This window comes from Reyranella sp. (assembly GCF_965279625.1).
Taxonomy (GTDB): Bacteria; Pseudomonadota; Alphaproteobacteria; order Reyranellales; family Reyranellaceae; genus Reyranella.
On sequence record NZ_OZ257251.1, the window covers coordinates 2,199,423 to 2,213,853 of the forward strand.

Below are 14,431 nucleotides of genomic sequence, written 5' to 3' on the forward strand. Positions count from 1 at the left end.
CTGCTGAGTGTGTCGGACGAGAACCATGTAAGCGTGGACAAGTGTTCCGATTAGATAGACAAACTAGGACGTGTAATCCCGCTTTTAGGGATAATCAGAATGTCCCGCCTCCTGCTCAACGAGCTCGATGCCGTGGTCGCAATCGCCCGCGAGGGGTCGTTTCGCGGCGCCGCGTTGGCGCTCGGCATGTCGACGACGGGGCTGAGCAACGCCGTGGCGAAGCTCGAGGCGCAAGTCGGCGTGCGCCTGTTCAACAGGACGACGCGCAGCGTCTCTCTGACGGACGCGGGCCGCGCCTTCGTCGAACAAGTGAACCCGGCGTTGCGCGATATCCATGGGGCCCTCGACGCCGTCCGCTCACAACAGGCGACCCCTTCCGGGACGCTGCGCATCAACGCCTTCGCCGCCGGGGCGCGCGAAATCATCTCGCCCCTGGTTCTCGAGTTTCTCCGCCGGCATCCCGACGTGCATGTGGACCTCGTGACCGAGGGGCGCCTGGTCGACATCGTCGCCGACGGTTTCGATCTGGGCCTGCGCCGGGCGGACCTCGTGCCCGCCGACATGATCGCCGTCCCGCTCGGCCGACCTCAGCGACATGCCGTGGTCGCCTCGCCCGCCTACTTCAAGCAGCATGGAAAGCCGCACACGCCCACCGATCTCGCCGGGCATCGATGCATCCGGACGCGTCTGCCGAACGGGGCGCTGTTCAGGTGGCACTTCGAGAAGCGTGGCGAATCGGTGCAAATCGATGTGAACGGGCCGCTCACTCTCGACGAAGCCAGCCTTGCGCGCGCGGCGGTTCTGGAAGGCATGGGCATCGGGTTTTTCCTGGAGCAGGACGTGCGCGCGGACATGGCAGCCGGCCGCCTCACCCGCGTACTCGACGACTGGACGCCGCCGATCGCCGACCTCTGCCTCTACTATCCGGGCCGGCGCTATCCATCGGCAGCTCTCAAGGCGTTCATCGGGCTGGCCCGCGAGCTCGGCCGGAAGGCGAGAGGGCGTGACGGTGCCTGATCGTCTCCCTTGAACGAAGGTATAGGGAGACTAGACGAACGAGCCCGGCCATTAACCGTTCTGGTGGGGCCCCTCAGAACGCCCGACGCGGTATGCAGCTTCCATCCTGCTCAGGAGGCTGCACCATGCATCTTTCACCTCTCGGTCTCATCGGACGCAAGACACGGACGATTCGTGTCGCAGCGCTGGTCCTCGCCCTATCGATCGCCGCGGCTGCTCCGACCTGGGCGCAGTCGTCCGGCCCACACCCGGCAACGCCAAACGATGACCCAATGCCCGTGGTCACGGCGGCGGCAGCAATCCGCGAGGTTCCGATCTACCTGAAGAGCATCGGGACAGCCGTTGCCAGCGAGACCGCCGTCGTCCGAAGCAAGATCGAGGGCAGGCTCGCTGAGATCGACTTTGCCGAAGGCCAGCCGGTGCAGGCCGGTGACCTCCTCGCGCGCCTGGACTCTCAGCCCGAGCAGGCAAAGCTGGATCAGTTGATTGCGATCCGCGATCGCGATCAGGCCCTTCAGGCAAGTACCACCGCGCCGAAGGTACGGGCCCACCAGCTCGAACGCTCGATCGCAAACGACGAAGCCCGCGTCGAACGGGCTCGCATCGAACGGAACGCCACCGACATTCGCGCGCCCGCTTCGGGCGTTGTGGGCAAGCCACTGCACCGCGTCGGCGACATCATCGCGCCTGCCGACAAGACGGGTCTTGTCGTCATCACCCGGATCGCCCCCATCTCCGTGGTCTTCCCGCTGCCGGAATTGATGCTGCACGCGATCCCGCCGCAATCGATGGGGGATGACCAGATCCAAGTACGAGCCTACGGCAAGGACAGGCTGCATCCGCTTGCCGAAGGTCGCCTCGTCCTCGGCGGCGATGGCAGCCCGCACGAGACGGCGACGGAACGGCTCGTTGCCACGTTTCCCAACACGGATCACGCTTTGTCGCCGGGCATGTCCGTCGACGTGGTGGTTCGCGGGAATGCCAAGCGCGCCGCACTTACCATTCCCCTGGCCGCCGTCCGGCAGTCCAACATCGGCTACTACACCTACATCGTTACCGGGAGCGAAACGGTGCACGCCCGCCCGCTCATCCTGGGAACGACCACAGATGATGTCGTGGTGGTCCGCGACGGCCTGCGCCCAGGCGATGTCGTCGTGACAGACGGTCAGGATCAGCTGAGCGAGGGCAGCCACGTCGCCATTGTCGGGGGTCCGTCGCCCGGACCAGCGCTGGAGTGAACGCGGAGCGGAGCAGCGATGAGTGGCGTCCTGCCCGCGCACACGGCAGGAGACTGCGACTGCGGACGGGTTTTTGCGCTTCTTGATCGGGACCGTGTGACCTAGACTTTTAGGTCTACGTTGCAAGCGGCCTCCAAAGATGGAGATCGTGGCGTCGAGTCTCGCCGCGGACGCCGTCTTCCCTACGGACAACAGCAAAGGACAGCCGCGTGGCGCCGACTTTCCTCAACCACTTCTTCTACGAATTTGTCACCCTGATCGTGATCCTCGATCCGGTGGCCACGGTGCCGATCTTTCTCATGGTCACGGCCGGACTGCCGAGGCGACAGTCGCTGCTGGTCGCGGCCTATGCGGTGGGTGTTGCGTTCCTGATCATGCTGTTCTTCATCCTGGTCGGACGGCCGCTTCTGTCCGCCCTGCATATACCGATGGCCTCGTTCCAGCTTGCAGGCTCGCTCATCCTGCTGCTGTTCGGGCTCAAGATGGTGCTGGGCAAGGTGACCGAGGAAGCCGCTTCCCTGCCGGCCGATGCGACGCCGTTGCAGCGAGCCGTCTTTCCGCTGGCCGTTCCCGGAATCGCCGGCGCAGGAGCGATCCTCACGGTCGTGCTGCTGACCGACAACACGGTGCGCTCGTTCGGCGAGCAGGTGACGACCACGGCGATCCTGGCCCTCTGCCTCTCGCTTCTCTTTGTGTCCTATGCCCTCGCGGGAACCCTCGTCCGCCTGCTCGGCAAGCCCGGCATCGAGATCGTGAGCCGGGTGTTCGGCCTCATCCTCTCGAGCATCGCCGTCACCGGACTCGTGATCGCCATCAAGCTGAGCTTCGGCCTCGGCTGAAGGCTCAGAGCCGCAGCACCCAGGCCTCGACTTTGCCCTTGCCCTTGACCTCGAGCTCGCCGCGCGCCTCGAAGACGAACTGGTCCTTGAGCTTCTCGTAGACCGGGCGCGTGACCTGCACCGAATCGGGAATACCGCCCGATTCCATGCGGCTCGCCAGGTTCACCGTATCGCCCCACAGATCGTAGATGTACTTGCTCTTGCCGATCACGCCGGCCACCACCGGACCGCTGTTGATGCCGACGCGCAGCTTCATCGACACGCCATGCTCCATCGCATGCTCGCGCGTGATGTGGACCATGCGGATCGCCATGCGCACCATGCGTTCGGCATGGTTGGGCACTGGGACCGGCAGGCCGCACACCGCCATGTAGGCGTCGCCCACGGTCTTGATCTTCTCGATGCCAAGCTCGCTCGCCGCGACATCGAAGCGGGTGAACAGGCCGTTCAGCAGGGTGACGACCTCGGACGGCGGCATTTCCGACGACAGCTGGGTGAATCCCACGAGATCGGCAAACGCGACCGTCACTTCCGCAAAGCCGTCGGCGATCCCCTTCTCGCCGCCGCGCAGTCGGTTGGCGATCGGCGCCGGCAGCACGTTCAGAAGCAGCTCCTCGTTCTCGCGGTTCTTCGATTCGATCACGACGTTCTTCTGGTTGATGTCGTCGATCATCCCGTTGAAGGCGAGGCAGAGCTGTCCGATCTCGTCGCGCGTCCGCACCGGCACATGGGCATCGAGATCGCCGGCCGCGAAACGGCGCACGCCGGCGGTCAGCTCGCGCAACGGGCCGAGCAGCGAGCGCGACAGCCAGGCGCCGGTCACGATCACCACGAGGAAGGCGATCGCGCCCACGATCAGGAGATCCCGCTCGAGGCGATAGACCGGCGCGAAGGCCTCCGAAGCGTCGATCTTGGCAACGAGCGCCCACTTGACGCCGGGAATTCTGATCGGCCCCCACGAGGCCAGTGTCGGAACGCCGCGATAGCCGACAACCTCGCCGACTCCCTCGACGCCGCCGATTGCCGCCCGGGTCGCGGCCGTGTCGGCATGCTGGTGAAGGATGGGCGAACCGTATCGCTTGATGGCGGCAAGTTCCTCTTCCGATGCGCCCCCCGCCTTCAGCTCGGAGAAATAGAGGTCGGCATTCTCGAAGTAGTTGCGGCCGCTCGAGCGAACCAGAAAATCCGGACCGATCAGGTAGGCCTCGCCGCTGGAACCGAAGCCCTCGTTGCGCCAGCGCCGGCCGCCGGTGACGATGGCGTCGATTTCCTCGATCGACAGTTCCGCGACCAGCACGCCGGTCACGACGCCCTGCTCGATCACCGGCGCCGCCATGAAGGCCGAGGGTAAGCCTTCCGCCGGCAGGTAGGCGGAGAAATCCTCGAGACACGTTGCCGACGGATCGGGCGAGGTGGCGCACCGGGCCGCCGCCGCCGCCAGATTGGAATGGCGATACGGGCCCGCCCGCAACGAGGTGGCGAAATCAGGGTCCTTGTCGACGGTGTAGATCAATCGCCCGGTCCGCGGGTCGACGATCATGAAATCCTGGAACCCCAGAGTGGCGCCCGCCGTCCGCATCAGCGGATGGTAGATCGCGTGGACCTTGCTGTAGGCGCTGCCGTCACCGGCATTGTCGAGCAGGTCCCTGCGGCCCGCGGGATGCGGATTTCTGACGATGTAAAGGTCCTGCAGAAAGTAAGGCGCGGCCGTCATGGGCAGGTATTCGTCCGCGCTCACGTCCTTGCCGAGCAGCTTGCGCACCGTCGGCATGTACTGGGTGTCGTACCAACCCTGCACGGCCTGCTTCACGCCCGCGGGGACTTCCTTCGCGTCCAGTTCATCCACGGCCTCTCGGAAGCCGCGCGTAGCGTCGACGACCATCTTCGAGGCGGCAAGCAGGCGCACCTCGTTGCGCACCGTACGGAAGTAGGACTCGACCTGATGGGCCTTGGTCTCGCGCGCCGCGGTGAGCTGGGCGAAGATCGCCCGCTCCAGCGCGTCGCGCGCCCGGATATAGCCCAGGACGCCGGTGATCATGACCGCGACCGCGCCCAGCAGCAGCAGGATCGCGAACAGCTTGGCGGCCAGCCCCCAACGGACGGGCCGTGGCTCGGCGACGATCTCCGTCATCGGGGGGCGCCCCCCTATCCCTTCTTCGCTCCGTAGGTACCGCCGGAATTGATCGCCCGGATTTCGGCCGCCGTCTTGGCCTTGCGCATCTTCTCGAGCTTCTCGGCCTCGTCGGCCAGCATCGCCTGGGCGTTCGTCAGCACCGCGCGGGCATGCTGGGCGGGGAACTTCACCGCGCCGTTCTCGTCCATGTGGATCAGCTCGCCCGGCGCCACGTCCATGCCACCGACCGACACGGGCGCGTTGACCGACTGCACCGCCATTTCGCCATGGCCGGCCGTGACGCCGCCCAGCAGCATCTGGAACTTCATGCGGCGGATCGCATCGACGTCGCGCGACGGGCCGTTGGACAGCAGGCCGACGCACCCGACCGCCTGCATCGAGGTCGTCATCATCTCGCCGGCAAGGCCCGCCTTGTTCATCAGCTCGGGCGGCCACTTCTGCTGGATGACCAGGATGGTCGGCTTCTTCATGGCATCAAGCGCGTCGACCACGTCCATGAAACTGAGGCGGCCAGCGAAGTTCGGATCCGGAAGGCCATACACGCAGGTGACGGCATAACCGATGATGGCGCCCATCTCGGGGTACATGCAGCGAATCGACGTGTCGGTGTACCAGTTCTCGGTCCACGGATTGTAGAGGCCGAGGCAAAGAGGATTCTTCGGATAGGTCGCAACGACGTTGGTAATGGTCGGCGTATCGATCTTGCGCAGCTCGGCGAACAGCTGGTCTTCGGAAAGCTCGGTCATGTCGATGGTTTCCCCTGGATACGGGTTCGTTCTTCGCGCGAATGGGAGCGGCGGGCAAGGCCCCCGCTCCCGCTCGCTCAGCGGGCTTGTCGCCGCTTCCACCACTCCGCGAGTTCGCCCACCACGCCCTTGCGGAAGGCGAGCACGATGACGACGAAGATGGCGCCCTGGATCACCAGGACGAACTCGCCGGTCGCGGCGAGATAGTTCTGCATCGTGATGATGATGAAGGCGCCGACCACCGGACCGACGATCGTGCCCAGGCCGCCGACCAGGGCCATCAGCACGACCTCGCCCGACATGGCCGCGCTCACGTCGGTCAGGGTGGCGAACTGGAGCACCATGGCCTTGGTCGCCCCGGCAAGACCTGCCAGCGCCGCGGACAGCACGAAGGCCAGCAACTTGTAGCGGTCGGCCTCGTAGCCCAGCGACTGCGCGCGCTGTTCGTTGTCGCGAATGGCCTTCAGCACCTGACCGAACGGCGAATGGATGATCCGGTAGATGGCGCAGTAGCCGAACACGAAGATCGCCAGCACGACGTAATAGAGAACCCGGTCATCCTTGGTCGGGATGAGTCCGCCCAGCAGCGCCTTGCGCGGAATGCCCTGCAGCCCGTCCTCGCCATGCGTGAACGGCGCCTGGACACAGAAGAAGTAGATCATCTGCGCGAAGGCCAGCGTGATCATCGCGAAATAGATGCCCTGGCGGCGGATCGCCAGCGACCCGGTGACCAGCCCGACCAGCGCGGCGCCGCAGACGCCCGCCAGCAGGCCAAGTTCGGGGGGCATGTCCCACGCCTTCACGACATGGCCGAAGAAGTAGCCCGCCGTGCCGAAGAACATGGCGTGGCCGAAGCTCATCAGGCCGACATAGCCCAACAGCAGGTTGAAGGCGCAGGCGAACAGCGCGAAGCATAGCGCCGTCATCAGGAACACCGGATAGGCGAACCACGGCGCGGCCAGCGCCAGCGCGGCCAGGACGACGACGAGGAGACGTTGCGCGTTCATTTGGTCTGCCCGAATAGGCCGGCCGGCTTGACCAGCAGGACGAGCGCCATGACGACGAAGATCACCGTGTTGGAGGCCGGCGGATAGAAGACCTTGGTCAGACCCTCGACCAGGCCGAGGCCAAAGCCGGTGACGATCGAGCCCATGATCGAGCCCATGCCGCCGATCACCACGACCGCGAAGACGACCAGGACGAGATTGACCCCCATCAGCGCCGAGACCTGCTGGATCGGCGCGGCGAGCACGCCGGCGAGCGCCGCAAGCGCCACGCCGAGCCCGTAGGTGAGCGTGATCAGCCGCGGCACGTTGATTCCGAAGGCCCTGACCAGCGTCGGGTTCTCGGTGGCCGCGCGCAGGTAGGCGCCGAGCTTGGTACGCTCGATGCCGTACCAGGTGGCGAGACAGACCACGAGCGCCGCCACCACGACGAAGGCGCGATAGGTCGGCAGGAACATGAAGCCGAGATTGAAGCCGCCCGGGATCGGGTTGGGATAGGGCGCCCCGGAGGAGCCCCACTTCCATTGGAAGAGGCCTTCGATCACCAGTGCCAGGCCGAAGGTCAGCAGGAATCCGTAGAGATGATCGAGATGGTAGATGCGTTTCAGCATCAGCTTCTCGAGCACGATGCCGAACAGACCGACGATGACCGGGGCGATGACGAGCGCTGCCCAGAACGGCACGTCGAGGAGGCCGAGCAGCAGCCACGCCGCGAAGGCGCCCATCATGTACTGGGCGCCGTGCGTGAAATTGATGACGTTCAGCATGCCGAAGATCACGGCCAGGCCGAGGCTGAGCATGGCGTAGAAGGCGCCGTTGATCAGGCCAAGCAGGAGCTGGCCGAACAGCGCCTGCGGAGGAATGCCTAAAAGTTCGAACATGGCGGCCTCATACCCCCAGATAGGTTTGCAGCTTGCCGATGCTCTGCTGCACGTCGCCCGAGGCGACCGTGTCGATCACGCGACCGTCTTCCATGACGTAGTGGCGGTCCGCAACGGTGGCCGCGAAATGGAAATTCTGCTCGACCAGCAGGATGGTGAAGCCGCGGCTCTTGAGCTGGCGGATGATCTCGCCGATGCGCTGGACGATCACCGGGGCCAGGCCCTCGGTCGGCTCGTCGAGCAGCAGCAGGGTGGCGCCGGTCCGCAGGATGCGGCCGATGGCCAGCATCTGCTGCTCACCGCCCGATAGCTTCGTGCCCTGGCTGGACCGCCGCTCCAGCAGGTTGGGGAAGAGCTTGTAGATTTCCTCGATGCTGAGCCCGCCCGGCTTGACGACCGGCGGCAGGCGCAGGTTCTCGTCGACGTTCAGGCTCGAGAAAATTCCCCGCTCCTCCGGGCAGTAGGCGATGCCGAGTCGGGCGATATGATCCGACTGCATGCCGATCGTCTCCTTGCCCTCGAAGGCAATCGAGCCGGTGCGCTTGCCGAGAATGCCCATGATCGACCGCAGGGTCGTCGTCTTGCCGGCGCCGTTGCGTCCCAGCAGCGTGACGAGCTCGCCGCGGCGGATCTCGAAGTCGACACCATGCAGGATGTGCGATTCACCGTACCAGGCCTGGAGGCCTGCGACTTTCAGCAATGTCTCAGCCATGACCTGTTCCGACATAAGCCTCGACGACGGCGGGGTGCTTGGAAACCGTGGCGTAGGGCCCCTCCGCCAGCACTTCGCCGCGCGCCAGAACGGTGATCGTGTCGGAGAGGTCGGCGACGACGGACATGTTGTGTTCGACCATCAGGACGGTGCGATCCTTGGAGACGGTGCGGATCAGGTCGGCGATGCGCCTGATGTCTTCCTGGCCGAGACCGGCCATCGGCTCGTCGAGCAGCATCATCTCGGGCTCGAGCGCCAAAGTCGTGGCGATCTCCAGGGCGCGCTTGCGGCCGTAGGGAAGGTCGACGGCCTGCGCCTCCGCGAACTCCGCGAGGCCCACGGCGGCCACCAGCTCCAACGCCCGCGCATCTAGCCGGGCGAGCACGCTTTCGGAACGCCAGAACTGGAAGGAAATACCGAGCTTGCGCTGCAGGGCGACGCGGACGTTTTCACGAACACTGAGATGGGGAAACACCGCCGAGATCTGGAAAGACCGCGCCAGGCCCATGCGCGCGATCGCCGCCGGCGAACTGCCGGTGATGTTGCGTCCGTTGAAGTGAATCTGGCCGGCGGTCGGCGACAGGAAGTGCGTCAGAAGGTTGAAGCACGTCGTCTTGCCGGCGCCATTTGGCCCGATCAGAGCGTGAATTGTGTGGCGCTTCACGCGCAGATTGACGTTCTTGACCGCGATGAAGCCCTTGAACTCCTTCGTCAGCCCGGTCGCCTCGAGAATTATTTCTTCTTTGGCCATCGGCTCTCCCTGTGTCGCGAATAAATCGAAGCTTTGCGCCGCTGTCCAGCACTGGCGTCGGATAAGACACACGGTTAGATTTCGGCCACTAGAAACGGGGAAAAACATTGGGAGGATTAGAACCGTGAAGTTCACAACCAGTATCAGGCACGCCGGAGCGGCGGCCGCCGTCGCCGGTCTCGCCGTCATCGGCCTGGCCGCCTACGCCCAGGCGCAGGCTCCCCAGCCGCTGAAGATCGGCGTCATGGAAGGCTTCTCCGGCGTATACGGCGACCTCACCCAGGGCGAAGTCGAGGCCATGCAGATGGCGATCGACGATTTCGGCGGGAAGGTTCTCGGCCGTCCGATCGAAATCCTGCAGGCCGACCATCAGACCAAGCCCGACGTCGGCGCGGCGATCGCCCGCAAGTGGTACGACGTCGACGGCGTGAAGATGATCACCGGCATCGGCACCTCGTCGGTGGCGCTGGCGGTACGCAAGATCGCCCAGGAAAAGGGCATGATCGACATCAACACCGGCGCGGCCTCGGCCGACCTGACCGGCGCGGCCTGCTCGGAAACGGGTGCGCACTGGGTGTACGACACCTACTCGCTGGCCAAGGTGACCGGCGGCGCGGTCGTCAAGGACGGCGGCGACTCCTGGTACTTCCTCACCGCCGACTACGCCTTCGGTCACGCGCTCGAGCGCGACGTGACCGCGGTCGTGACGGCGGCCGGCGGCAAGGTCCTGGGCGGCGTCAAGCATCCGCTCAGCACGCAGGACTTCTCGTCCTTCCTGCTGCAGGCCCAGGCCTCGAAGGCCAAGGTCATCGGTCTCGCCAATGCGGGCCAGGACACGATCAACTCGATCAAGCAGGCCGGTGAATTCGGCATCACCAAGGCCGGCCAGCGCCTCGCCGGACTGCTGGTCTTCTCGACCGACGTGGCCGCGCTGACCCTGCCGGTGGCGCAGGGACTCGTCCTCACCGAGGCCTTCTACTGGGATCTCAACGACGAGACCCGCGCCTGGACCAAGCGCTTCCGTGCGAAGAAGGACAAGATTCCCAGCATGCTGACGGTCGGCGTCTACAGCTCGACCCTGCACTACCTGAAGGCCGTGCAGGCCGCCGGCACCGACGATCCGAAGGCGGTGATGGCGAAGATGCGGGAGATCCCCGTCAACGACGTCATGACCAAGAACGGCAAGCTGCGCGAGGATGGCCGCCTGGAGCGCGACATGTACCTCTTCCAGGTCAAGACGCCGGCCGAGTCCAAGAGCAAGGACGACATCTACAAGCTGGTCGCCACGGTTCCCGGCAACGAGGCCTATCGTCCCATGAAGGATGGCAAGTGCCCGTTCGTGAAGAACTGATCCCTCGCGGATCGTGACAAAGGAAGGGGCGCCGCGAGGCGCCCCTTTTCTTTGACCCTCTGACCGCCGCGAGATGGATCGAGGATCGTTGCCTCCCCATTCACGTCAGGGCTATCGAGCATGAGGCAAGGGTCCCTCACTACGTTCGGGATGACACCGTTTGTTTGATCGGCGCACTGCGCAAAACCCAATAAGATTGTCATCGCGGGCGGAGTACCCCCCGCCCTGGAACGCAGTGAGGGACCTTTCGCTTTCTTGCGAAGTGAACGGCAACGACGCTTCAGTTCACATGCGATTGCCTTGCCATTCACATGGGGAGATGGCGGCGTCCTACATCGTCGGAGGGGCATGGGCTTCGTCTGATCGCTCTCCCTTCGGCGCTCCCGGACATTGCAAGCAATGTCCTGACGCTCATCGGCCGAGCTTTGCTCGGCCTACTACTCGATCTTGATGTTGGCGGCCTTCACCACCTTGCGCCACGCCTCGATCTCGCTCTTGGTGAACTCCATTAGCCCCTCGGGCGTCGTGAAGCTCGGCGCGCCGCCCATGTTCTCGAGCTTGGCCAGGATTTCGGGCGAGGTGCCCGCAGCGATGATGTCCTTGTTCAGCTTGAGGATGATGTCGCGCGGCGTGCCCTTGGGCGCGTAGAAGGCCGACCAGGTCGTGAATACCAGTTCCGGCATGCCGGCCTGCGCCGCACTCGGCACGCCCGGCAGCGCCGGGTAGGGTTCCGACTGCGTCACCGCCAGCGCGTCGGCCCATCCCGAGGCCAGGATCATCTTGGCGCTGCCGGTGTCGCAGATCATGAAGGTGATGATGCCGTTGTTCAGGTCGGGCGCGGCCTGCTGGTTGTTCTTGTAGGAGACGGAGACCGCGTCGATGCCGGCCTGCATCCGATAGAGCTCGCCCGCCACACGCGCAGAGATCGCGCCGGAGCCGAAATTGTGCTTGCCGGGCTCGGCCTTCAGCTTGAGCGTCAGCTCGGCGAGCGTCTTCACGCCCAGCTTCTTGGTGACCAGCACCGCCATCGGCACCAGGCTCATGCGCGTGATCGGCTCGAAGTCGGCGATCGGATCGTAAGGGAGCTTTTCGTAGAGCACGGGGTTGCCGGCATGCGTCATCGACGAAGTGGCGAGCAGCGTGTAGCCGTCGGGCTTGGCGTTCTTCACCGCCTCCGCCGCGATGATGCCGTTGCCGCCGCCCTTGTTGTCGACCAGCACCGGCTGTCCCCACATCTGAGACAGCTTGTCGGCGATCACGCGCATCGTCGTGTCGGTCGAAGCGCCCGGCGGGAATGGCACCACCAGCGTGACGCGCGATGACGGAAAGTTCTGCGCCCGGGCCGTCCCGGTCGCGATAAGGCCCGCTGCGCCCGCCAGCACGGCACGCCGGCTGGTCCTGCCTGTCCCGATCATTCGTTTCGCTCCCGTTTTCTTGACGGGAAGTATGGAAGGCCCCCCGTCTCTTGGCGAGCCACGTCGCATCACATCTGATGCGTGAGGGGAGCAAGGGAGAAGCGTCGCGTGGCCGTTAAGGATCGGCCCCTCAAAGGGGCCTGGGGAGGCAGTTGGGCGGTCGCATCGGTTTGATTTTCATTCGGCCTGAAGCCGATCGCCGGAAACTGGCCGCCCGCGCCGCGCTTCGCCGCATGCCCGGCATTTCCTTGACGTTGCGGAGCAATCCCCTGTCAGATGGGAATGCGCGTCCGGTCAACAGGACGCCGAGGAGAAACGCTCACGTGACCGTCCAGGACCGGCCCCTGAAGGGGGCCTGGGGCATGACCGCCCTGCTCTTCCTCTTCATGCTGATCAACTTCGCCGACAAGGTCGTCGTCGGCCTGGCAGCCGTTCCCCTCACACGGGATCTCGGTCTGACACCTCAGCAGTTCGGCGATATCGGCTCGGCGTTCTTCCTCCTTTTCGCGATCTCGGCGATCGTCGTCGGCTTCATCTCCAACCGCGTGAAGACCAAGCACACGCTGCTGGTCATGGCGATCATCTGGTCGGTGGTGCAGTTCCCGATGCTGGGCATGGTGAGCCTCGAGACGCTGATCGTCTGCCGCATCATCCTGGGCGCCGGCGAAGGACCGGCCGGCCCGGTCGCGACACACGCCATCTACAAGTGGTTTCCCGACTCGTTGCGCGGATTGCCGACGGCCGTCATCGCCCAGGGATCGGCCTTCGGCGTCATCATCGCCGTCCCCCTGCTCAACTGGATCATCGAGGCCCATTCCTGGCACTGGGCGTTCGGCGCACTGGGAATCGCCGGGTTGGCCTGGACCATCCTGTGGCTGATCTTCGGTCGCGAGGGCACCCTCGTCGACGCGCCGGTCAGTAACGGCAACGCCCCCAACGAGCGCATACCCTATCGCTACCTCCTCACCTGCCCCACCATTCTTGCCGTCTGCGCCGCGGGCTTTGCCAGCTACTGGGGACTGGCGCTCGGCCTCACATGGTTCACCTCATATCTGGTCGCAGGCCTCGGCTTCAGCCAGAAACTCGGCGGCAACCTCACCGTGCTCCCCTGGGTCTTCGGAGCCCTTGTCGTCCTGACCGGCGGCTACGTTTCCCAGCGGCTGAAGAGGAAGGGTGTTTCCAGCCGCCTCTGCCGCGGCGTGTTGCCCTGTCTCACCATCCTGGCAGGTGGATGCGCCCTCCCGTTCGTCGGCGCCATGCCGACGGATGGTCTCAAGATCGCCTTCCTGGTGTTCGGCTCGGCGATCGGCAGCACGATCTATGTCGTCCTTCCGATGATCATCAGCGAACTCACCCCGCATCCGCAACGCGCCGCGATGCTGGCGATCACCAACTCGGTCGTGACCTTCGCCGGCATTCTCGCGCCCCGGATCATGGGATCGATGATCCAGAATGCCTCGACGCCCGTTGCCGGTTACGAACAGGGTTACGTCATTCTCGGTGTGCTGCTTCTCGCCGGCGGTCTGACAGGCCTGCTCTTCATCCGCCCCGAGAAGGACCGCGCGCGGCTGGCCTCCCACGCCGTCGCCAGCCTGCCGCTTCAGCCCGCCCGCGCCTGAACCGGGCCGGCCAACACAGGAGGATCCGATGACGTCGTCGCTGCCCCGCCGTCCACTGCTGGCCGCTTTCGCCGTTGCACCTTTCATCGCCGCCAGGGGCGCTGCCGCCCAGGGAGAACTCGTGAACATCCAGAAGCAGCCAGTGGGGCGTCACCTATCCCGACTTCATGGACGGGCTGGTGCCGGTGGTGAGCGCGCCCAAGGGCTCGGGTGGCGAGGCCTCGGTCAAGGCGCTGATCGACGTGCTGGCCAAAGATCCGAACTGGAACGGCGGCCACTACTACGAGAATGGCGGCATCACCAGGGTGCTGACCGACATGCGCGTCGCCACCCTGAAGCGCTACGGCATCGACGAGCAGCTCGCCGAGCAGTTTCCCGACAAGGCCGCCCGTGAAGCCGAGATCGTCCGGCGCGCCGAGGGGTGGTCCAAGGTGTTCGACGGCAATTCGCTGGTCGTGCTGCGACGGGCCAGCGTGAACTTCGACGCCGAGAAGGACATGTCGAAGATCAAAGCCAAGGTGCTCTATGTGATCTCGCGCACCGACAAGCTCTTCCCGCCCTCGATCGCACCGGCGGTTATGGAAAAGCTGAAGGCCGCCGGTGTCACCGCCGACTATTTCGAGATCGACAGCGAACTCGGCCACTCCGCCTCCGGCCTCGACGCCGCCAAGTGGGCGCCGCGGCTCAAGGTCTTCATGGCGACCCTGCCGAAGGGTGCCTGATC

Annotated in this window: 13 protein-coding genes; 6 read left to right on the forward strand and 7 right to left on the reverse strand. The window is 65.1% G+C overall.

Annotated features, from left to right (window positions below; translation table 11 throughout):
• The first annotated feature begins 99 nt into the window (after positions 1-99).
• From ACQY78_RS10740 to ACQY78_RS10750, 3 genes are all read left to right on the forward strand, one after another.
• The gene (locus ACQY78_RS10740; protein ID WP_428685422.1) at positions 100-1,017 is read left to right on the forward strand and encodes a LysR substrate-binding domain-containing protein; all 918 of its coding nucleotides are present in this window, start codon (positions 100-102) and stop codon (positions 1,015-1,017) included.
• Positions 1,018-1,289: 272 nt separating this feature from the next.
• On the forward strand, positions 1,290-2,255 hold the full coding sequence (locus tag ACQY78_RS10745) for an efflux RND transporter periplasmic adaptor subunit (RefSeq protein ID WP_428685424.1): 966 nt from the start codon (positions 1,290-1,292) through the stop codon (positions 2,253-2,255).
• 209 nt (positions 2,256-2,464) lie between these two features.
• Positions 2,465-3,094, forward strand: a complete 630-nt coding sequence (locus ACQY78_RS10750; RefSeq protein WP_428685426.1) for a MarC family protein — start codon at positions 2,465-2,467, stop codon at positions 3,092-3,094.
• 4 nt (positions 3,095-3,098) lie between these two features.
• On the opposite strand, the gene ACQY78_RS10755 is transcribed toward ACQY78_RS10750, so the two are convergent.
• The 6 genes from ACQY78_RS10755 to ACQY78_RS10780 form a co-directional block, all read right to left on the reverse strand.
• Positions 3,099-5,225, reverse strand: coding sequence for an adenylate/guanylate cyclase domain-containing protein (locus ACQY78_RS10755; protein ID WP_428685428.1), 2,127 nt, complete (start codon positions 5,223-5,225; stop codon positions 3,099-3,101).
• A gap of 14 nt (positions 5,226-5,239) precedes the next feature.
• On the reverse strand, positions 5,240-5,974 hold the full coding sequence (locus ACQY78_RS10760) for an RraA family protein (RefSeq protein WP_428685430.1): 735 nt from the start codon (positions 5,972-5,974) through the stop codon (positions 5,240-5,242).
• A 77-nt stretch (positions 5,975-6,051) separates the two neighbouring features.
• Positions 6,052-6,981: a branched-chain amino acid ABC transporter permease gene (locus ACQY78_RS10765; RefSeq protein ID WP_428685432.1), complete on the reverse strand. Its 930-nt coding sequence runs from the start codon at positions 6,979-6,981 to the stop codon at positions 6,052-6,054.
• Positions 6,978-7,859 (reverse strand): branched-chain amino acid ABC transporter permease, encoded by an 882-nt coding sequence (locus ACQY78_RS10770; protein WP_428685434.1) that lies wholly within the window; start codon positions 7,857-7,859, stop codon positions 6,978-6,980. The genes ACQY78_RS10765 and ACQY78_RS10770 overlap by 4 nt, the downstream gene beginning before the upstream one ends.
• A gap of 7 nt (positions 7,860-7,866) precedes the next feature.
• Positions 7,867-8,571, reverse strand: coding sequence for an ABC transporter ATP-binding protein (locus ACQY78_RS10775; RefSeq protein WP_428685436.1), 705 nt, complete (start codon positions 8,569-8,571; stop codon positions 7,867-7,869).
• Positions 8,564-9,322, reverse strand: a complete 759-nt coding sequence (locus tag ACQY78_RS10780; RefSeq protein WP_428685438.1) for an ABC transporter ATP-binding protein — start codon at positions 9,320-9,322, stop codon at positions 8,564-8,566. Before ACQY78_RS10780 ends, ACQY78_RS10775 begins: the two co-directional genes overlap by 8 nt.
• 124 nt (positions 9,323-9,446) lie before the next feature.
• Here ACQY78_RS10780 and ACQY78_RS10785 point away from each other — a divergent pair, with 124 nt between their 5' ends.
• Positions 9,447-10,673, forward strand: a complete 1,227-nt coding sequence (locus ACQY78_RS10785) for an ABC transporter substrate-binding protein (RefSeq protein ID WP_428685440.1) — start codon at positions 9,447-9,449, stop codon at positions 10,671-10,673.
• A 437-nt stretch (positions 10,674-11,110) separates the two neighbouring features.
• Here ACQY78_RS10785 and ACQY78_RS10790 read toward each other — a convergent pair whose 3' ends face one another.
• Positions 11,111-12,088, reverse strand: a complete 978-nt coding sequence (locus ACQY78_RS10790) for a Bug family tripartite tricarboxylate transporter substrate binding protein (protein WP_428685442.1) — start codon at positions 12,086-12,088, stop codon at positions 11,111-11,113.
• 323 nt (positions 12,089-12,411) lie between these two features.
• On the opposite strand from ACQY78_RS10790, the gene ACQY78_RS10795 reads away from it, so the two are divergent.
• Both ACQY78_RS10795 and ACQY78_RS10800 read left to right on the forward strand, forming a co-directional pair.
• Positions 12,412-13,707 carry an MFS transporter gene (locus tag ACQY78_RS10795; RefSeq protein ID WP_428685444.1) on the forward strand — a complete coding sequence of 432 codons (1,296 nt, stop codon included), beginning with the start codon at positions 12,412-12,414 and terminating at the stop codon, positions 13,705-13,707.
• Positions 13,708-13,874: 167 nt separating this feature from the next.
• Positions 13,875-14,429 (forward strand): hypothetical protein, encoded by a 555-nt coding sequence (locus ACQY78_RS10800; protein ID WP_428685446.1) that lies wholly within the window; start codon positions 13,875-13,877, stop codon positions 14,427-14,429.
• Positions 14,430-14,431: the final 2 nt, after the last annotated feature.